The organism is Mycobacterium sp. 852002-51971_SCH5477799-a (assembly GCF_001667145.1).
In the GTDB taxonomy this organism is placed as follows: domain Bacteria; phylum Actinomycetota; class Actinomycetes; order Mycobacteriales; family Mycobacteriaceae; genus Mycobacterium.
Genome location: NZ_LZIF01000087.1, coordinates 1 through 18952, shown reverse-complemented (window position 1 = coordinate 18952; position 18952 = coordinate 1). Strand labels below are relative to the sequence as shown.

Here is an 18952-nt window from a genome sequence, read left to right as displayed (position 1 = left end):
TGGTTACATAAGACCCGTGCGTGTCTCGTGCGCAAAAGGTAAGCCGATGACGGGTCGCCGTGGGCAACGGTAGGTCCCGAAGGCTGAGCGGTCTGGACGAAACCCTGACTGCTCAGCGCGGTCACCAGCTGATCGGCGTGGTGCGCATCCCCGAGGAACATGCCAGTCCGATCCGCGTCATCACCCGCCGCCTGGCCATCGCACTCGTGGTGCTGTTCGCCGCGGCGCTCATCGTCTACCTTGACCGCGACGGTTACCGTGACGTCCGCAACGAGCCGCTGACCTTCCTGGACTGCCTGTACTTCTCCGCGGTGTCCCTGTCGACCACCGGCTACGGCGACATCACGCCGTACACCGAGACCGCGCGGCTGGTGCACACCCTCATCTTCACCGCGATGCGGATCGCGTTTTTGGCCGTGTTGGTGGGCACCACTCTCGAAGTGCTTTCCGAGCGATCTCGCCACGGGTGGAAGATTCAGCGTTGGAGGAGCAGAGTGCGCAACCACACCATCGTGATCGGCTACGGAACGAAGGGGAAGACGGCGGTCGCAGCGATCCTGGGCGACGAGACCGTTCAGACAGACGTCGTCGTCGTCGACACCGATCGCAGCACGCTCGAGCACGCCGAAAGCGCGGGCCTGGTCACGCTGCACGGCGATGCCACCAAAGCCGACGTGCTGCGACTGGCCGGCGCCCAGCATGCGGCGTCCATCATCGTCGCCACCAGCCGCGACGACACGGCGGTGCTGGTGACACTGACGGCGCGCGAGATCGCGCCCACCGCCAAGATCGTCGCCTCGATCCGGGAAACCGAGAACCAGCACCTGCTGCAGCAGTCGGGCGCGGACTCGGTGGTGGTGTCCTCGGCCACCGCCGGGCGGCTCCTCGGGTTGGCCACCACCACGCCCAGCGTCGTGGAGATGATCGAGGATCTGCTGACGCCCGACGCCGGACTGGCCATCGCCGAGCGTGAAGTGGAGCAGACCGAAGTCGGCGGATCGCCGCGGCACCTGCGGGACACCGTGCTCGGCGTGGTGCGCGACGGCCACCTGCTGCGCATCGGCGCACCGGAAGTGGATGCCATCGAGGCCAATGACCGACTGCTCTACATCCGAAACGCCGACCACTGATGGCGATAGCGGACTTTCAGCTGCGCAGCGTCCCGCTGCTGTCCCGGGTGGGTGCCGACCGCGCCGACCAGCTGCGCACCGACGTCGAGGCCGCCACCGCTGGCTGGGCCGATGCGGCGCTGTTGCGGGTGGATTCGCGCAATCAGGTGATCGCCGCCAACGGTCGGGTGGTGCTCGGCGCCGCCGGCGAAATCGGCGACAAGCCGCCGTCGGAGGCCGTGTTCTTGGGGCGCCTCGACGACGGCCGTCACGTCTGGGGCGTTCGCGGCGCGCTGCAGGCCCCGGACGATCCCGACGCGCACGCCGAAGTGGTGAACCTGCGCAGCCTGGGCCCGATCTTCGACGACACCAGCAGTCAGCTGGTGTCCGCGGCCGTCGCGCTGCTGAACTGGCATGAGAAGGCCCGCTTCAGCCCCGAGGACGGCTCGCCGACGAGACCGGCCCGGGCGGGCTGGGCACGCGTCAACCCGGTCACCGGTCACGAAGAGTTTCCGCGGATCGACCCGGCGGTGATCTGTTTGGTCCACGACGGCGGTGACCGCGCGGTGCTGGCCCGCCAGGCGGTGTGGCCGGAGCGGATGTTCTCGCTGCTCGCCGGATTCGTCGAGGCCGGCGAATCGTTCGAGGTGTGCGTCGCTCGGGAGATTCGCGAGGAGATCGGCTTGAGCGTCCGCGACGTGCGATACCTGGGCAGTCAGCCGTGGCCGTTCCCGCGCTCGCTGATGGTCGGCTTCCACGCCGTCGCCGACCCGGTCGAAGAATTCTCGTTTAACGACGGCGAGATCGCCGAGGCGGCCTGGTTCACGCGCGATGAGGTGCGTGCCGCGCTGGCGGCGGGCGACTGGTCCAGCTCGTCGGAGTCGAATCTGCTGCTGCCCGGGTCGATTTCGATCGCCCGCGTGATCATCGAATCCTGGGCCGCGATCGACTGACCGGGCGCCTAGGCGCCGGCCTCGGCCAGCTTCGCCTTCACTTCGGCGGCGCTCGGGTTGGTCAGCGTCGACCCGTCGGCGAACTTCACCGTCGGAACCGTCCGGTTTCCGCCATTGACCGAGCTGACGAAATCGGCGGCCGCCGCGTCGTGTTCGATGTCTACCGCCTCGTAGGGAATGCCGTTGGACTTCAGCACCGTCATGAGCCTATGGCAGTAACCGCACCAGGACGTCGTGTAAACGGTGAGCGGGGCAGAGGTCATAGTTCGTAAACGTAGCCCGACCACGATGCATTCCGCGCCGGGGGTGCCGCCCGGTCGTCAGGCGGGATGCGCCATGAGATCCGGCGACTCGCCGGGGCGACACGCCAGTCCCGCCGATTAGGGCGTGGCGATGCGCCGGGTTTGTCGGCGACCGCTGCCAAGATGGACGCCATGCCGACGGTCGCCGATCCATTGACAGCCGGGCTGGACGACGAGCAGCGCGAGGCCGTGCTGGCTCCCCGCGGCCCGGTTTGCGTGCTGGCCGGCGCCGGAACGGGAAAGACCCGAACCATCACGCACCGGATCGCCCAGCTGGTCGCCGGCGGTCACGTCGCGGCCGGTCAGGTGCTGGCGGTCACGTTCACCCAGCGGGCAGCGGGGGAGATGCGCGCGAGGCTGCGGACGATCGACGCCGTGGCGGACGCAGGTACCTCCGTCGGCGCGGTGTCGGCGCTGACGTTCCACGCGGCCGCCCACCGGCAGCTGCGATATTTCTGGCCGCGGGTGGTCGGCGACACGGGCTGGCAGCTGCTGGACAGCAAGTTCGCCGTCGTCGCCCGGGCGGCCGGCCGCGCAAAGATCAACGCCAGCACCGTCGACGTGCGGGACCTGGCCGGCGAGATCGAGTGGGCCAAAGCGTCGTTGATCGGACCGGAGGAATATCCGGCCGCGGTGGCCGCCGCCGCGCGCGACATCCCGCTGGACGCCGCCCGCGTCGCCACCGTTTACGCCGCCTACGAGGCGCTCAAGGTCCGCGACGAGAACGTCACCCTGCTCGATTTCGACGACCTGTTGCTGCACACCGCGGCCGCGATCGAAAACGATGCCGCGGTGGCCGAGGAGTTCCGGGACCGGTACCGCTGCTTTGTCGTCGACGAATATCAGGACGTCACGCCGTTGCAGCAGCGGGTGCTGACGGCGTGGCTGGGCGATCGCGACGACCTGACGGTGGTGGGCGACGCGAACCAGACCATCTACTCGTTCACCGGGGCGTCTCCGCGGTTCCTGCTCGACTTCTCCCGCCAGTTCCCCGACGCCACGGTGGTGCGCCTGGAGCGCGACTACCGCTCCACCCCGCAGGTGGTGTCGTTGGCCAACCAGGTGATCGCGGCGGCCCGCGGCCGGGTCGCCGGCAGCAAGCTGCACCTGGTGGGTCAGCGGGCGCCGGGTCCGGCGCCGTCGTTCCACGAGCATCCTGACGAACCCGCCGAGGCCGCCGCGGTGGCGGTGTCGATCAAGCGGCTCATCGAATCCGGCACCCCGCCGTCGGAAATCGCGGTGCTGTACCGGGTCAACGCTCAGTCGGAGATCTACGAGGAGGCGTTGACCGAGGCTGGGATTCCCTATCAGGTTCGCGGCGGCGAGGGATTTTTCAACCGCCAGGAGATCAAGCAGGCCCTGCTGGCGCTGCAGCGCGGCGCCGAGCGCAGCGGCGCCGAGCCCCTGCGGGAGCCCCTGCCCACCGTGGTCCGCGCGATCCTGGAGCCGTTGGGGCTGACGGCCGAGGAACCCGTCGGCACCCGGGCCCGGGAGCGCTGGGAGGCCCTGACCGCGCTGGCCGAGCTCGTCGACGACGAGGTGGCCCAGCGACCGCAGCTCGACTTCCCCCGGCTGGTGGCCGAACTGCGAACCAGGGCCGACGCCCGGCATCCACCGGTGGTGCAGGGCGTCGCGCTGGCGTCGCTGCACGCGGCTAAGGGACTTGAGTGGGACGCGGTGTTTCTGGTCGGACTCGCCGACGGCACGTTGCCCATCTCGCACGCGTTGGCGCACGGCGCCGAAAGCGAAGCGGTCGAGGAGGAGCGGCGGTTGCTCTACGTCGGAATCACCAGGGCCCGTATGCATTTGGCGCTCAGCTGGGCGTCGGCCCGCAGCCCCGGCGGGCGCCAGAGCCGCAAGCCATCGCGGTTCCTCAACGGCATTGCGCCGCAAGCGCGGGCCGACGCCGCGCCGAACAAGTCCCGGCGTAACCGCGCCACCGCGACCCGCTGCCGGATCTGCAACAGCAACCTGACCACCCCGGCAGCTATCATGCTGCGGCGCTGTGAGACCTGCGCCGCCGACATCGACGAGGATCTGTTGCTGCGGCTCAAGGCTTGGCGGCTGGACATCGCCAAGGAGCAGAAGGTGCCCGCCTATGTCGTCTTCACCGACAACACGCTGATCGCCATCGCCGAGCTGCTGCCCGACGACGAGGAGGCGCTGATCGGGATTCCCGGCATCGGCGCCCGCAAGCTGGAACAGTACGGCCCCGACGTGTTGGAACTGGTCCGCGGGCGCTGACCGGCAAACCCGCTGGTTAAAAATCGGTTGTGGTCATCGGCGGTGACCGTTTACCCTCGAAACCGCAACTCGGCGCTACGGAGAAGGAGGGTGGCCACGATGATCAACGACGCGTTTGGTGTAGGCGTGGCTCGCGCGACCCGCCCTGTCCTGGCCGCGGGTACCTTCCATGCCGCACACGCCGCCCCGGCGGCCGCGCGTAAGCATCGCGCCGCCGCCGTGACCGACGCGTCCGTAGATGTCGGGAGCCCGCCGAAGGCAAGGTAAGCACCAGCCCGGTTTTCTCCCAGATGGCCACGGACCCGAAGTCACCAGGATCCGTGGCCATAGTTGTAGGTCGGCAACTCTTCGACCTGGTCCGGATCACTGCAAAGCAATCCAGATCAGGAAGTAGGTGGTAGGACATGTCGGCACCGACGGTCCCCAGACAAGCCCTGCCGTGTCACGTCGGCGATCCCGACCTGTGGTTCGCCGATACCCCGGCCGATCTCGAGCGGGCCAAGGCGCTGTGCGCCGGCTGCCCGGTGCGGCGGCAGTGCCTGACCGCCGCGTTGGAACGGGCCGAACCCTGGGGTGTGTGGGGCGGCGAAATCATCGACCGCGGCTCGGTCCTGAGCTTCAAACGGCCGCGCGGACGCCCGCGCAAGGGCCGCCGGCAGGACGGGGCCGCCGCTTAGAGCGAGGGGATCTAGACGACCGCGCTGTCGGGTTCGGCGAAGCCGGGCACCAGCTCTTCGGACAGCGCCTTGATCGGCACGTGGGCGTCGAGCTGGCACAGGATCGCGGCCACCGACATGATCACCCGCATCGGGATGACCAGTTTGGGCGGCAGGTCCATCTGGCGCGCCGTGCGGATCTGCGACACCGACCGATCGATCTCGATGGCGGACATCTTCTGCAGCCACTTGCGGGTGTAGTGGAAAACCTCGACCTCGACCGGTTCGACGTACTGGCGCAGCATGTCGTCGATGTCACGCACCGACACTTGCTGGCCCTTCTGAATGAAGCCGGCCTTCTCCATCGTCGGCAACAGCATGTCGTAGTTCTTGTCACGGGCTAGACGGATGGTCATACCGAGCTCGATCGGCAACCCGCCGGGCAGGGGCGCGACGGCACCGAAGTCGATCACACCCATGCGGCCGTCGGGGAGCAGCATGAAGTTGCCGGGGTGGGCGTCGCCGTGCAGCATCTGCAGCCGGCGCGGCGCATCGAAGGTGAGCTCGAGCAGTCGCGTGCCCATCAAGTCGCGCTGTTCGGTGGTGCCGTGCCGGATGATTTCGGCCATCGGGGTGCCCTGCATCCACTCCTGGATCACCACTTTCGGCGCGCTGGCCACGATGCGCGGCACCGCGAAGTGCGGGTGGTCGTGATATGCCTTGGCGAAGGCGCGCTGGTTCTCGGCCTCCAGCCGGTAGTCCAGCTCCATCTCGGTGCGCTCGATGAGCTCATCGACCACGCCCTGGATGTCGGCGCCCGGCGCGAGCTGCTTGAACACCCCGACCAGGCGCTGCATGGTCTTGAGGTCGGCCCGCAGTGCCTCGTCGGCGCCCGGGTACTGGATCTTGACCGCCACCTCACGGCCGTCCGACCAGACGCCCTTGTGGACCTGACCGATGCTGGCCGAGGCAACCGGAGTGTCGTCGAACGAGCTGAATCGTTCGCGCCACTTGGTGCCCAGCTGCGCATCGAGCACGCGGTGCACCTTGGCGGCGGGCAGCGGCGGGGCGTCCTTTTGCAGCTTGGTCAGCGCTTCGCGGTACGGCTCGCCGAACTCCTCGGGAATCGCGGCCTCCAGCACCGACAGGGCTTGGCCCACCTTCATCGCGCCGCCCTTGAGCTCACCGAGGACGGTGAACAGTTGGTGGGCGGCCTTTTCCAGGAGCTCGGCCTGGACCTCGTCCCTGGACTTCCCGGTCAGCCGTTTACCGAATCCGAGCGCTGCCCGGCCGGCGAATCCCACCGGGATGCTGGCCAGCTTCGCGTTCCGCGCAGCACGGCCCCTTTTGATGTCTGCCACGCATCCATCATCCATGATGGCCAGCGCGATGTGGAGAGATGTCGACAACACTCGTTGTCACACTTCGTAAGCGCAGGTCGGCGAAGCGAACGGCGTGCGGCCCGCGACCACGACACCAAGCGCCGCGCTGAGTGTGCGTCAACAGGAGCACAACGGGTGCCTGGTCCACGGTCGCGTGAGGATCGCGCCGGAGTGCAGATCGAATTCCAGGGTTGCATTCAGCGTCTGGGGCGGCGCGGGCTCGGCCGCCTCCTGCCCGTGCACGGCGGCGATCACCCGGTTGACCTGGCTGAGCGCCAGCGCCGCGGTCGCCAGCACGGTGGCCCGATCGGCAACGCCGACGGTTTCGCGCAGCTGCGCGCAGATGGCCGGCCACGCCGCGTCGCGGTCCCGGCGGTGCAGGTCCGCGCACCCTAAGCAGCTGGTCACGCCCGGAATCACCAGCGGACCCACCAGCCCGATGCCGTCGCGTACCCGCACCAACAGATGCGCGACGCCCTGGTTGTGCAGGTCGCGCACCATGCGCGGATCGGCGACCAGGAAATCCGAGAGCACGACCAGGTCGACGTCGTCGGCCGACACCGCGGCGTGCGGTTGACTGCTGTGCGCGATCCGGGCGCCCGAGCAGCGCAAGGTTTCCACCAGCAGCTCCGATAGCGGCCCGCGCCCGTGGATCCGCACCGAGGCCGCCCGCGCGCGCGGTCGCCCGCATTCGGTGGCGACGCCGGCACCGACGAGCTGCGCGACGAGGTTTCGCAGACCGTCGGCGTCGGTCAGGCCGCGGTCGAGGGCGCGGCGCTGCAACTCCGAGAGCGGGGTCGGCGACCACATCGTCCGCAACAGCGTGGCCAGCTCGGCGGCGGCCAGGCCATCCGGCGGGCGGACCAGCACCGCGCGGCGCGGGTCCCAGCCCACCTGGACCGCACCGTCGGGACGCAGCAACACCGGCAAAGCGGGATCCAGCGCATAGGCGGAAAGGACGGCCTGGCACCGCTGAGTCACCGCGCAACTGTGTCACGCCGGGGGTGATAACTCCGGTCAGTTATCCACAGAGCCGCCGTCGGCGCCCGGGCGATCGGGGCCCTGATCCTCGCGCTCGAGTTTGGCGATGGCCTCGTCGATCCCGCTGGTGTCGCCGCCGATGACCCGGTCGATGAAGCCCGCCGGCTCGTCGAGGTCCTCGGCGTCGGGCAGCAGGTCGGGGTGTTGCCAGATTCCGTCGCGGGTGTCGACCCCGGCGGCCTCGGTCAGGCGCTCCCAGAACGCGGCGGCCTCACGCATCTTGCGGGGCCGCAGCTCCAGGCCGACCAGCGTCGCGAAGGTCTGCTCGGCGGGGCCGCTGCTGGCCCGGCGACGGCGCATCGTCTCGCCCAGCGCGGCCGCCCCGGGAATCCGGTCGCCCAGCGCGGCGGCCACCACCACCTGCACCCACCCCTCGATCAGGGCGAGCAGTGTTTCGAGGCGTTCCAGTGCCTGTGTCTGCGCCGGCGTCGCCTTGGGCTCGAAAACGCCCTGCCCGAGCAGGTTTTCGATCGCTCCGGGGTCCGACAGTGACGCCGGATTGAAGTCGCGCGCCAGCTCCTCGATGCCGGACATGTCGATTTCCATGCCCATCGCATACGCCTCGACGGCACCAAGCAGTTGACTCGACAGCCACGGCACGTGACTGAACAGCCGATGGTGGGCGGCCTCGCGCGCCGCCAGAAACGTCAGGATCTCGCTGCGCGGGCGCTCCAGCCCGGTGGCGAACGACTCGACCGCTTCGGGCATCACCGCCGCAATTCCCTTGGGCCCCAACGGCAAACCGATGTCGGTCGATGTCAGCACCTCGCGGGACAATCGGCCCAGCGCCTGCCCGAGCTGTGACCCGAACGCCATACCGCCCATCTGCGACATCATCTGCATGAGCGGGCCGGCCATGCTCTTGGCCTCTTCGGGCAGCGACGCGGCCCACACCGTCGAAATCTGTTGTGCCATCGGGTCACACAACCGCTTCCACGTCTCCAACGTGTTGTCGACCCAGTCGCCGGGCGTCCAGCCCAGCGCCTTCGTGGTGCCCGCGGGCAGCGCCGTGGCCCCGTCCAGCCAGGTTTCGGCCAGGCGCACCGCGTCGGCGATCGCCGAGTTGGTGGTGTCCGGAACCGGCGCCACAAAGCCGATCGAATTCGTCGCGACGCGCCGCGCCAGTTCGTAATTGACCGGACCCGAAGCGGTTCCACCGGGCCCGACAGTGCCCGCGCTGCTGAACATCTGACCCAGCTGGGTGAAGATCTGCCCCAGGTCGCCCATGCCGAATTCACCGCTCATGCCGAAGGCGGCGAACGGGTCGGACGGGTTCGAGCCCGAATCGGGATCCTTTTTCCCGTGTTTGTCGGGGTCGTCTCCGGAGGAGAAGCCGAAAGGCAGGTCAGCCATAACCCCAACGGTACTCACCACTCGGTCAGCCGGCGCGACCTCGGGTCAGCTTGTAGCTGAACCCGGTAGAACGTCGTAGCCGAGCATCGCGCCGCGGCCGCCGTCTAGTCTGATCGGCGTGAACAGGCGCATCCTGACCTTGATGGTCGCGCTGGTGCCGATCGTGGTGTTCGGCGTGTTGCTGGCGGTGGTGACGGTGCCGTTCGTGTCGCTGGGGCCCGGGCCCACCTTCGACACGCTCGGCGAGGTCGACGGCAAGCAGGTGGTGGCGATCGAGGGCACCCAGACGCATCCGACAACCGGACACCTCAACATGACCACGGTGTCCCAGCGCGACGATTTGACGTTGGGCGAGGCGTTGACCCTGTGGCTGTCGGACCAGGAACAGCTGGTGCCCCGCGACCTCATCTATCCGCCGGGCAAGTCGCGTGAGGACGTCGACAAGGCCAACAACGCGGACTTCAAGCAATCCGAGGACAGCGCCGCCTATGCGGCCCTGGGGTACCTCAAGTACCCCGCGGCGGTGACGGTCGCGAAGGTTCCCGAGCCGGGCCCCTCGGCGGGCAAGCTCAAGACCGGTGACGCCATCGACGCGGTCAACGGCGTCCCGGTGGCCACCGTCGACGAGTTCACCGGGCTGCTGAAGAACACCAAGCCGGGCCAGGTGTTGACAATCGACTACCGCCGCAAGAACGAGCCGGCCGGGGTGGCCCAGATCACGCTGGGTGCCAACAAGGACCGCGGCTACGGCTTTCTGGGCGTTGCGGTTCTCGACGCGCCATGGGCGCCTTTCACTGTGGACTTCAACCTGGCCAACGTGGGCGGACCGTCCGCGGGACTGATGTTCAGCCTGGCGGTGGTCGACAAGTTGACCACCGGGGACCTGGCCAAGTCGAACTTCATCGCGGGCACCGGGACCATTTCGTCCGATGGCAAGGTCGGCCAGATCGGCGGCATCACCCACAAGATGGTCGCCGCGCACGCGGCCGGGGCAACGGTGTTCCTGGTGCCGGCGAAGAACTGCTATGAGGCCAGCTCGGACAATCCGTCCGGCCTGCGGCTGGTCAAGGTCGAGACGCTCGGCCAGGCAGTGGATGCGCTGCATGCGATCGGGTCGGGTGGGCAGCCGCCAAGCTGCTAGCGAACCTTGATGGTCACGGGTAGTGCCATGCGTAGAGTTGTCACCGTCTAGCCATCGAATCAGGGAGCGTAGCCAGTGGGGATGCGGCCCACCGCACGGATGCCGAAGCTGACTCGGCGTAGCCGGATTCTGATCCTGATCGCACTCGGTGTGATCGCTCTGCTGCTGGCGGGTCCGCGGCTGATCGACGCCTACGTCGACTGGCTGTGGTTCGGCGAGCTCGGCTATCGCTCGGTGTTTTCCACCGTGCTGGTCACCCGGTTCGTGGTCTTCTTGGTCGCCGGTCTGCTGGTGGGCGGCATCGTGTTCGCCGGGCTCGCGGTGGCTTACCGCACCCGGCCGGTGTTCGTGCCGAGCAACGACAACGATCCGGTGGCGCGCTACCGCGCCCTGGTGCTGTCCCGGTTGCGACTGGTGAGCGCCGGGATCCCGGTGGCGATCGGCCTGCTGGCCGGCATCATCGCGCAAAGCTATTGGGTGCGCATCCAGCTGTTCTTGCACGGCGGCGACTTCGGCATCAGGGACCCGCAGTTCGGCAAGGATCTCGGCTTCTATGCCTTCGAGCTGCCGTTCTACCGGCTGCTGCTGTCCTACCTGTTCGTCGCGGTGTTCCTCGCTTTCGTCGCCAACGTGTTGGCCCACTACGTCTTTGGCGGCATCCGGTTGTCCGGTCGGACGGGCGCACTGAGCCGTTCGACGCGGATCCAGCTGGTCACCCTGGTCGGGTTGTTGGTCGTGCTCAAGGCGATCGCGTACTGGGTGGACCGCTATGAGTTGTTGTCGCACACCCGCGGCGGCAAACCCTTCACCGGCGCCGGATACACCGACATCAATGCGGTGCTGCCGGCGAAGCTGATCCTGATGGCGATCGCGCTCATCTGCGCGGCGGCGGTGTTCTCCGCGGTCGTGCTCAGGGACTTGCGGATCCCGGCGATCGGGCTGGTCTTGTTGCTGCTGTCCTCGCTGATCGTGGGTGCCGGTTGGCCACTGATCGTCGAACAGATAAGCGTCAAACCCAATGCCGCGCAAAAGGAAAGCGAATACATTAGCCGCAGCATCGCCGCGACGCGGCAAGCCTACGGCCTGACCTCCGACCAGGTCACCTATCGCAACTACACCGGCGACACGCAGGCCGCCGCGCAGCAGGTCGCCGACGACCGCGCGACCACGTCGAACATCCGGCTGCTCGACCCGACGATCGTCAGTCCGGCATTCACCCAGTTCCAGCAGGGCAAGAATTTCTATTACTTCCCCGACCAGTTGTCCATCGACAGGTACCTGGACCGCAACGGGGCGTTGCGTGACTACGTAGTGGCGGCGCGTGAACTCAACCCCGACCGGCTGATCGAGAACCAGCGCGACTGGATCAACCGGCACAGCGTCTACACCCACGGCAACGGCTTCATCGCCTCACCGGCCAACACGGTCCGCGGCGTCGCCAACGATCCCAACCAAAACGGTGGCTACCCAGAATTCCTGGTCAACGTCGTCGGCGCCAACGGAGGGGTGGTGTCCGACGGCCCGGCCCAACTCGACCAGCCGCGCGTCTACTTCGGGCCGGTCATCTCAAACACGTCGGCCGACTATGCGATCGTCGGGCGCAACGGCAACGACCGCGAATACGACTACGAGACCAACAACGAAACCAAGAACTACACCTACACCGGGCTCGGCGGCGTCCCGTTGGGCGACTGGCTGTCGCGCAGCGTATTCGCCGCGAAGTTCGCCGAGCGAAACTTCTTGTTCTCCAACGTGATCGGCTCTAACAGCAAGATCCTGTTCAACCGGGACCCCGCGCGGCGGGTGGAGGCGGTGGCGCCGTGGCTGACCACCGACAGCGCGGTGTACCCGGCGATCGTCAACAAGCGACTGGTGTGGATCATCGACGGCTACACCACGCTGGACAACTACCCGTATTCCGAACTCACGTCGCTGGAATCGGCGACCGCGGACTCCAACGAAGTGGCGTTCAACAAGCTGGCGCCCGACAAGCGGGTCTCCTACATCCGCAACTCGGTGAAGGCGACCGTGGACGCTTACGACGGCACTGTCACGCTGTACCAGCAAGACGAACAGGACCCGGTGCTCAAGGCCTGGATGCAGGTGTTCCCGGGCACCGTGAAGCCCAAGAGCAACATCACCCCGGAGCTGGCCGAGCACCTGCGCTATCCCGAGGACCTGTTCAAGGTGCAGCGGATGCTGCTGGCCAAATACCACGTCAACGATCCGGTGACGTTCTTTTCGACCTCGGATTTCTGGGACGTGCCGCTGGATCCGAACCCGACGGCCAGCAGCTACCAGCCGCCGTACTACATCGTCGCGAAAAACATTGCGAAGAACGACAATACGGCGTCGTATCAGCTGACCAGCGCGATGAACCGGTTCAAGCGCGACTATCTGGCCGCCTACATCAGCGCCAGCTCCGACCCGGCGACGTACGGCAGGATCACCGTGCTGACCATCCCGGGTCAGGTCAACGGGCCCAAACTGGCCAACAACGCGATCACCACCGACCCGGCGGTGTCTCAGGACCTCGGCGTGATCGGACGCGACAACCAGAACCGGATCCGGTGGGGCAATCTGCTCACCTTGCCGGTGGGGCAGGGCGGGCTGCTCTACGTCGAACCCGTGTATGCCTCGCCGGGGGCCAGCGACGCGGCGTCGTCCTATCCGCGGCTGATCCGGGTGGCGATGATGTACAACGACAAGATCGGGTACGGCCCGACCGTGCGGGACGCCCTCACCGGACTGTTCGGTCCGGGCGCGGGTGCGGTCGCGACGAGCATCCAGCCCACCGAAGCCGGGACACCCGCCGCGAGTCCGCCGCCCACCGCGCCGGCGCCGGTCGCGACGCCCGGCTCACCGCCCGCAGTCGCCGCACCCCCGGTACCCGACGGATCGGTGACGCTGTCGCCCGCGAAATCCGCCGCCCTGCAAGAGATTCAGGCGGCAATCGGCGAGGCCAAGGACGCGCAGAAGAAGGGCGATTTCGCCGGCTACGGTGCGGCGCTACAGCGCCTCGATGACGCGATCACGAAGTACAACAGCACCAAATAGCTTTCAGGCGTAGGCCGTCCGGAACCTGTCCCGGTAGGCCTTCGGGCTGATGCCCAGGTGGTTGACGAATACCCGGCGCAGCGTTTCGATGCTGCCGAAGCCGGCCATGCCCGCGGTCTCGGTAACCGACCGGCCGGATTCCAGTGCGCCACGGGCGAAATCGATCCGAACCAATTCGACGTAGCGCGCCGGGCTCATCCCGAGCTCGGACTGAAATAGCCGGGTCAGTTGGCGTGTGCTTAAAGATGCCAGGGCCGCAAGCTTTTTCACGCTGTAGTCGGCGCCTGGGTTGGCCGCGATCGCATCGGTGACCGGACGCAGGGGAGACTGCGGCGGGGGATCGGCCTCGAGCAGCACCGAGAACTGCGATTGACCGCCCGCGCGCTTGAGGTACACGACCAGCCACCTGGCCACGTCACGTACCAGCTCGGTCCCGTAATCCATTTCGACCAACGCCAGCGCCAGGTCGATGCCCGACGAGATGCCGGCCGAGGTGAAAATGTCGCCGTCACGCACGAAGATCGCGTCCGGCTCCACGGTCACATCGGGGAAGGCCCGGGCCAACAATCGGGTGTCGTGCCAGTGCGTGGTCGCGCGCCGGCCGCGCAGCACACCGGCCTGCGCGAGGATGAACGACCCCGTGCAGATGGATGCCAGCCGCCGGGTCCGTGCCGACACCGATCGGATGGCCTCCACCAGGGCGGGGTCAATGGCTCGACCGGGCAGGTTGTCGCTGCCGGCGACCATGACGGTATCGGCGGAGTCGATCGCAGAGACGCTGTCGGTGACGCCCAAGCGTGCCCCGATCGAGCTGGTCACGTCCCGCCCGTCCACGGACGCGATTTTCACTTCGTAATCGGCGCCGAACCGGTTGGCCTCGACGAACACCTCACCCGCGCCCGCGACGTCTAACAACGTCACCCCGTCGAAGACGACGATCACCACCACCCGTGTTTTGGCTGCAGCCACGCAGCCATTGTGTCGCTTTCTGTGGAGAGGACGGCCCGAACGGGCGGGGTCGGATTGCCCGGGCGGCCGCACACTCAAACGGAGACCACCGGAGAAGGAGACGACAACATGACTACCAGCTCGATTGACACCATCGCCGGCATCGAAGTTCCCGACACCGCGCTGGTGCGCGAGGTCACCGAGCTCATCCGCGACACCGAGGACGACTTGCTCTTCAACCATTCCCGGCGGGTGTTCTTCTTCGGCGCGCTGCAGGGCCTGCGTCGCGGCCTGCACCCGAACCCGGAGCTGCTTTACGTCGCGGCGATGTTTCACGACCTCGGCCTGACCGAGCGCTACCGCGGTTCCGGCGTCCGCTTCGAGGTCGACGGCGCGAACGCGGCCCGTGACTTCCTGCTCAACCGCGGCGTCGAGGAAGCCGACGCCGGCAAGGTGTGGCTCGGCATCGCCTTGCACACCACCCCTGGCGTGCCCGAGTTCATGGCACCCGAAGTGGCCCTGCTGCAGGCAGGCGTCGAAGTCGATGTGGTCGGCCTCGGGCGCGAGCAGTTGGCGCCAGAGGCGCTGGCCGCGGTGACCGCCGCGCACCCGCGCCCGCAGTTCAAGCGGCGCATCCTGGCGGCGTTCAACGACGGCATGAAGCACCGCCCGCGCACCACCGACGGCACCATGAACGCCGATGTGCTGGCGCACTTCGATCCGGCCTTCGAGCGCGTCGACTTCGTCGACAAGATCCTCAACAACAGCTGGCCCGAGTAGCGGAAGGGAGCAGAACAATGGACATTTACGAAGGCCTCTACACCACCAGGATGATGCGGCGATTGCGGCCGGATCCGATCCCGCTGGACACGCAGGCCCGCATCCTCGATGCGGCGGTCCGCGCCCCCAACGGGGGCAACACCCAGCGCTGGCACTTCGTGGCCGTCGACGATCCGGAACTCATCCGCGAGTTCGCCAAACTGTTCCGGAAGGCCCGCGCCCTCGAATACGAGAAGTTCAAGACAGGGACGGGGCCGATGGTGGCGACAGCGCCCGGTGCGGACCCGGCCGCTCACGCCGCAACCATGCGCCGAATGAAAGGCTCGGGAAATTACCTCGCCGACCATTTCGAAGAGATCCCGTTGTTGCTGTTCGTCTTTTCCATCGACGACTACGGCGGCGCCAACATCTACCCGGCGATTTGGAGTGCGTTGCTCGCCGCCCGTGCCGAGGGCGTCGGCGGCGTCATGACGATGGTGCTTCGCAATTTCGAGGACAAGGTGAACGAGTTACTGGGCGTGCCCGTTGCGGAAGGCTGGAAGATGTCGGCCATGCTCACCCTCGGTTATCCGTTGGGCAGGTGGGGCGTCGCGGCCAATCGCCGTCCAGTACATGAGGTTTCGTCCCGCAACGGCTGGGACAAGTCGTTCGGCATCGAAGTTCCGCAACCACTGTGGCCGCCGCACGACGACACGACCGGCCTGGCCGCAGCCGGTTGACAAGCGGCCGGAGATTGCAGCGCAAGGATATTCGCAGGAAGGTGAATCACATGACCGAGCTGAAAGACATCGGGGTCACCGTGGTGCAGCCGGGGGAGGGCGAAGTCGTCACCCTCCCGGGCTTCGGGGCGGTGTTCAAGATATCCGGCAAGACCAACGGCGGCGAGGTGTCCATCGTCGAGCACCCGTTCGCGGTCGGAGTTCTCACCGCGGCACACCGGCACACCCGGGAGGACGAGCATTCGATAGTCCTGGCCGGCGAGATCGGCTTCCGCTCCGACGACAGCGAGGTGGTGTTGGGTCCCGGTGGCTACATCACCAAGCCCCGCGGCCAGATGCATGCGATGTGGAACGCCGGCAGCGAGCCGGGCCGCATCATCGAGATCATCACCCCGGGCGGATTCGAGAACTATTTCCGGGAACTCGGCGAACTGCTCCTCGAGCACGCCGACGACCCTGCGGGCAAGCCGCTGCACGAGTTGACCGAGTTCGGCGAACTCGCCGACAAGTACGGGCTGACCTACGGGTCGCCCGAGTGGATGGACGACATCGCGCAGCGGTACGGGCTGAGCCCGCCGTCGCACTGACCGATCTGAGCCGTCGACTGGCCGCTGACCGCGCGATTTGGTCGCCGTGACACGCGTTCGGTAACCTGGCATTCACCAACGCGGGGTGGAGCAGCTCGGTAGCTCGCTGGGCTCATAACCCAGAGGTCGCAGGTTCGAATCCTGTCCCCGCTACCAGGTAAAACGGCCCTCGGGAAATCTCCGGGGGCCGTTTTCATGCCGTTGGAACACCTTTGGGAACACTCCTCTCAGGAAGTCCGGCAATCATGGTCGGCGGCGCGATGGCTTATCTTTACCTCCATCCGTCGCATCGGTACCGCGAGTTGTCGGAGGAGATCCAACATGCGCAGCTTCAAGGTGGCAGGGTTCGCCACGGCCCTCGTTCTCTTCGGCTCTGCTGGCGTCGCCGCCGCCGCGCCGCCGAAGGACTACTGCACCGAACTCAAGGGTGTCAACACTGGCCAAACATGCAAGATCCAGATGTCCGACGCCGGCTACAACCTCGACATCAGCTTCCCGGTCAACTACCCCGACGAGAAGTCCGTGGCCGACTTCATTACAAAGGAGCGCGACGATTTCCTTAATGTCGCCAAATCCTCCGCACCCCGCGATCAGCCCTACCAGCTGACCATCTCGTCGGCGAGTTACGGGTCGGCGATACCCCCGCGCGGCACCGAGGCGGTGGTGTTGAAGGTCCTCGAGAACATTGGCGCCGCACACCCCCAGACGACGTTCAAGTCGTTTAACTGGGACCAGGCCTATCGCAAGGCGATTGTGTGGACCGCAGCGCCGGACGACAAGAACAACACGCCCTTGTGGCGCGTCGACGACCCGCTGAAGACCGTCGCGCCAATCGTGCAGAGCGAGCTGCAGAAGCAGACCGCACCGCCGGCAAACCAGACGCAGACGGCACCGCCGGCGAACCAGACGCAGACGGCACCGCCGGTGAACCAGACGCAGACGGCACCGCCGGTGACCATCGCGCCGGCCGTCGCCTACGACCCGGCGAACTATCAGAATTTCGCCGTCACGAACGACGGTGTGATCTTCTTTTTCGACCAGGGTCATATGCTGCCCGACGCGGCAGGTGCCACTCAGGTGTTGGTACCACGCTCCGCGATCGACCCGATGCTCGCTTAGCGAGCGCACGCAGGCCCCCCGGAGATTCTCCGGGGGCCGTTTCACACCTATCGGGGGAGCACGGCCTGGATGGCGCTGATGACCTCGGGGGCGTCGGGCGCGGTGCGGGGCCGGAACCGCGCCACCACCTCACCGCCGGGGGCGAGCAGGAACTTCTCGAAGTTCCACTGGATGTCTCCGGCCTGGCCGTCGGCGTCGGCGGTCTTGGTCAGCTCGGCGTACAGCGGGTGACGGTCGTCGCCGTTGACGTCGGTCTTCGCCAGCAGCGGGAACGTCACCCCGTAGGTGGTCGAGCAAAACTCCTGGATCTCCTCGGCCGTGCCGGGTTCCTGGCCCATGAACTGGTTGCAGGGGACGCCGACGACGGTCAGGCCGCGCTCGCCATAGTCCTTGGCCAGCTTCTCCAGCGCCGTGTATTGCGGAGTGAGCCCACATTTGGAGGCTACGTTGACGACCAGCGTTGCGCCGTCGGACAATTCGGCCAGCGTGGTCGGCCGGCCTTCGAGGGTGGTCAGGGCAATGTTGTTGAGGGTCACGCCGACGACGCTAACGCACCTCAGAGCCAGCCGGTGCGCGCGGCGGCAACGGGCTCGGCGGGGGCCGGTGCCAATTCGCCGTTGCGCACGCCGTCGAGCAACCGTCTCACCGCGGCGACGATCTCCGGCGCCGCGTCGGCGAGTCCGGTGGTGTCGGCTTCGTTGACGTCGTCGGCGTCGACGCCGGCGCGGGCCAGGATCGCGGCCGGGTCGGCCAGCTGCTCGGTCAACCAGGTCAGCGGGTCGGCGGACAGCTCGGGAACGAAGTGCCGGCTGCTGGGTTCCCAACCGTTAAACTGCGGGTGGTGATGGGCCCGGTCCAGCGTCCCGGGAGGGCTTTCGGTGGACCCGAATAGGTCCACCCGCCATACCGGGCGGGTGAAGGCGATCGGCACGCCGGCGTAGATCGAGCCCTGGGGTTCGGCCCGGTCGACGAGGCGCAGCTCCAGTCTGACGCCCCGCTCCGGCGTTTCCTGACCCTCGAGCGGGGACGGGTCGATGAAGTACATGTCCCCGACGACTACGCCCAGGGATTCGAATCCGAACGCTGCGAGCATTGCGTACCTTTCCTAGTCTTTTCCGAGCCTAGACCTGGGCACTGCAGCCAGCGCGCCGACCGAATTATGTGAATAGTGGTTCGCGCAAGCCCTCCATTCGCGGTACATTTCACTGGTCTTCGTTATCGCATGTGTACGGAGCCCCCGGCAATTGCTTGGCGGATCGTTCGCCGCAGCGCCTGGGGGGCTGCGGCGCCGACGTAAGGGGCAGTAACGGTCTTGTCGAAAGATTCAGGTCCGGGCTCACCCGTACAGATCAACTCGCAACGGACCCCGCCGTATAAGTTGGTCGCCGTCGCCATGCTGATTGTCTGCGCGCTGATTCTGGCGTTGGTATACGGGCAGTTTCGGGGCAGCTTCACCGCCAAGTCGCAGCTGACCATGCTCGCGTCGCGGGCCGGGTTGGTGATGGATCCGGGTTCGAAGGTCACCTACAACGGGGTGGAGATCGGCCGGGTGGGGTCGATT

General features: G+C 67.1%; 18 protein-coding genes and 1 tRNA gene. 12 read left to right on the top strand and 7 right to left on the bottom strand.

Annotated features, from left to right (window positions below):
• The first annotated feature begins 59 nt into the window (after positions 1–59).
• Together A5753_RS12800 and nudC are read left to right on the top strand one after the other, a co-directional pair.
• A complete protein-coding gene (locus A5753_RS12800) occupies positions 60–1130 on the top strand; it encodes a TrkA family potassium uptake protein (RefSeq protein WP_067128120.1) in 1071 nt (356 codons plus the stop codon).
• The gene (gene nudC, locus A5753_RS12795; RefSeq protein WP_067128116.1) at positions 1130–2062 is read left to right on the top strand and encodes an NAD(+) diphosphatase; all 933 of its coding nucleotides are present in this window, start codon (positions 1130–1132) and stop codon (positions 2060–2062) included. The genes A5753_RS12800 and nudC overlap by 1 nt, the downstream gene beginning before the upstream one ends.
• An 8-nt stretch (positions 2063–2070) precedes the next feature.
• Here nudC and mrx1 read toward each other — a convergent pair whose 3' ends face one another.
• On the bottom strand, positions 2071–2325 hold the full coding sequence (mrx1, locus tag A5753_RS12790) for a mycoredoxin Mrx1 (RefSeq protein WP_067128113.1): 255 nt from the start codon (positions 2323–2325) through the stop codon (positions 2071–2073).
• 171 nt (positions 2326–2496) lie between these two features.
• Here mrx1 and A5753_RS12785 point away from each other — a divergent pair, with 171 nt between their 5' ends.
• A complete protein-coding gene (locus tag A5753_RS12785) occupies positions 2497–4608 on the top strand; it encodes an ATP-dependent DNA helicase UvrD2 (protein WP_197694678.1) in 2112 nt (703 codons plus the stop codon).
• Positions 4609–5012: 404 nt separating this feature from the next.
• The gene (locus A5753_RS12780) at positions 5013–5285 is read left to right on the top strand and encodes a WhiB family transcriptional regulator (RefSeq protein ID WP_067128108.1); all 273 of its coding nucleotides are present in this window, start codon (positions 5013–5015) and stop codon (positions 5283–5285) included.
• Between the two features lie 11 nt (positions 5286–5296).
• Here the strand turns inward: A5753_RS12780 and A5753_RS12775 are convergent, their stop codons facing one another.
• The 3 genes from A5753_RS12775 to A5753_RS12765 all read right to left on the bottom strand — a co-directional run bounded on the left by A5753_RS12775 (position 5297) and on the right by A5753_RS12765 (position 9058).
• Entirely contained in the window at positions 5297–6640 is a 1344-nt protein-coding gene (locus tag A5753_RS12775; protein WP_067128469.1) for an AarF/ABC1/UbiB kinase family protein, read from the bottom strand.
• Positions 6641–6763: 123 nt separating this feature from the next.
• Positions 6764–7627 (bottom strand): cyclodehydratase, encoded by an 864-nt coding sequence (locus A5753_RS12770; RefSeq protein ID WP_067128105.1) that lies wholly within the window; start codon positions 7625–7627, stop codon positions 6764–6766.
• A gap of 36 nt (positions 7628–7663) precedes the next feature.
• On the bottom strand, positions 7664–9058 hold the full coding sequence (locus tag A5753_RS12765) for a zinc-dependent metalloprotease (RefSeq protein WP_197694683.1): 1395 nt from the start codon (positions 9056–9058) through the stop codon (positions 7664–7666).
• Between the two features lie 100 nt (positions 9059–9158).
• Between A5753_RS12765 and A5753_RS12760 the strand changes: the two genes are divergently transcribed.
• Both A5753_RS12760 and A5753_RS12755 read left to right on the top strand, forming a co-directional pair.
• A complete protein-coding gene (locus tag A5753_RS12760) occupies positions 9159–10181 on the top strand; it encodes a PDZ domain-containing protein (RefSeq protein WP_067128099.1) in 1023 nt (340 codons plus the stop codon).
• 75 nt (positions 10182–10256) lie between these two features.
• Positions 10257–13238, top strand: coding sequence for a UPF0182 family protein (locus A5753_RS12755; RefSeq protein ID WP_067128096.1), 2982 nt, complete (start codon positions 10257–10259; stop codon positions 13236–13238).
• A gap of 3 nt (positions 13239–13241) precedes the next feature.
• Here the strand turns inward: A5753_RS12755 and A5753_RS12750 are convergent, their stop codons facing one another.
• Positions 13242–14186, bottom strand: a complete 945-nt coding sequence (locus A5753_RS12750; RefSeq protein ID WP_067128093.1) for a GlxA family transcriptional regulator — start codon at positions 14184–14186, stop codon at positions 13242–13244.
• A 129-nt stretch (positions 14187–14315) separates the two neighbouring features.
• Here A5753_RS12750 and A5753_RS12745 point away from each other — a divergent pair, with 129 nt between their 5' ends.
• The 5 genes from A5753_RS12745 (at position 14316) to A5753_RS12725 (ending at position 17391) form a co-directional block, all read left to right on the top strand.
• Positions 14316–14966, top strand: a complete 651-nt coding sequence (locus A5753_RS12745) for an HD domain-containing protein (RefSeq protein ID WP_067128090.1) — start codon at positions 14316–14318, stop codon at positions 14964–14966.
• Between the two features lie 17 nt (positions 14967–14983).
• On the top strand, positions 14984–15685 hold the full coding sequence (locus A5753_RS12740; protein WP_067128088.1) for a nitroreductase family protein: 702 nt from the start codon (positions 14984–14986) through the stop codon (positions 15683–15685).
• A 50-nt stretch (positions 15686–15735) separates the two neighbouring features.
• A complete protein-coding gene (locus A5753_RS12735; protein WP_067128085.1) occupies positions 15736–16272 on the top strand; it encodes a cupin domain-containing protein in 537 nt (178 codons plus the stop codon).
• A 79-nt stretch (positions 16273–16351) separates the two neighbouring features.
• Positions 16352–16428: transfer RNA gene (locus A5753_RS12730), tRNA-Met, on the top strand.
• Positions 16429–16593: 165 nt separating this feature from the next.
• Complete coding sequence (locus A5753_RS12725) at positions 16594–17391, top strand: RsiV family protein (protein WP_067128082.1); 798 nt, start codon at positions 16594–16596, stop codon at positions 17389–17391.
• Between the two features lie 47 nt (positions 17392–17438).
• Here A5753_RS12725 and A5753_RS12720 read toward each other — a convergent pair whose 3' ends face one another.
• A complete protein-coding gene (locus tag A5753_RS12720; RefSeq protein ID WP_067128078.1) occupies positions 17439–17927 on the bottom strand; it encodes a glutathione peroxidase in 489 nt (162 codons plus the stop codon).
• 20 nt (positions 17928–17947) lie between these two features.
• A complete protein-coding gene (locus A5753_RS12715; RefSeq protein ID WP_067128075.1) occupies positions 17948–18484 on the bottom strand; it encodes a hypothetical protein in 537 nt (178 codons plus the stop codon).
• A gap of 300 nt (positions 18485–18784) precedes the next feature.
• On the opposite strand from A5753_RS12715, the gene A5753_RS12710 reads away from it, so the two are divergent.
• On the top strand, positions 18785–18952 hold a 168-nt coding region (locus tag A5753_RS12710), incomplete at its 3' end, for an MlaD family protein (RefSeq protein ID WP_156656085.1).

Coding starts and splice junctions, on each gene's coding strand:
- nudC (WP_067128116.1), top strand. CDS start 1,130: ATGGCGATAGCGGACTTTCAGCTGCGCAGCGTCCCGCTGCTGTCCCGG.
- mrx1 (WP_067128113.1), bottom strand. CDS start 2,325: ATGACCTCTGCCCCGCTCACCGTTTACACGACGTCCTGGTGCGGTTAC.
- A5753_RS12785 (WP_197694678.1), top strand. CDS start 2,497: ATGCCGACGGTCGCCGATCCATTGACAGCCGGGCTGGACGACGAGCAG.
- A5753_RS12780 (WP_067128108.1), top strand. CDS start 5,013: ATGTCGGCACCGACGGTCCCCAGACAAGCCCTGCCGTGTCACGTCGGC.
- A5753_RS12775 (WP_067128469.1), bottom strand. CDS start 6,640: ATGGATGATGGATGCGTGGCAGACATCAAAAGGGGCCGTGCTGCGCGG.
- A5753_RS12745 (WP_067128090.1), top strand. CDS start 14,316: ATGACTACCAGCTCGATTGACACCATCGCCGGCATCGAAGTTCCCGAC.
- A5753_RS12740 (WP_067128088.1), top strand. CDS start 14,984: ATGGACATTTACGAAGGCCTCTACACCACCAGGATGATGCGGCGATTG.
- A5753_RS12735 (WP_067128085.1), top strand. CDS start 15,736: ATGACCGAGCTGAAAGACATCGGGGTCACCGTGGTGCAGCCGGGGGAG.
- A5753_RS12725 (WP_067128082.1), top strand. CDS start 16,594: ATGCGCAGCTTCAAGGTGGCAGGGTTCGCCACGGCCCTCGTTCTCTTC.
- A5753_RS12715 (WP_067128075.1), bottom strand. CDS start 18,484: ATGCTCGCAGCGTTCGGATTCGAATCCCTGGGCGTAGTCGTCGGGGAC.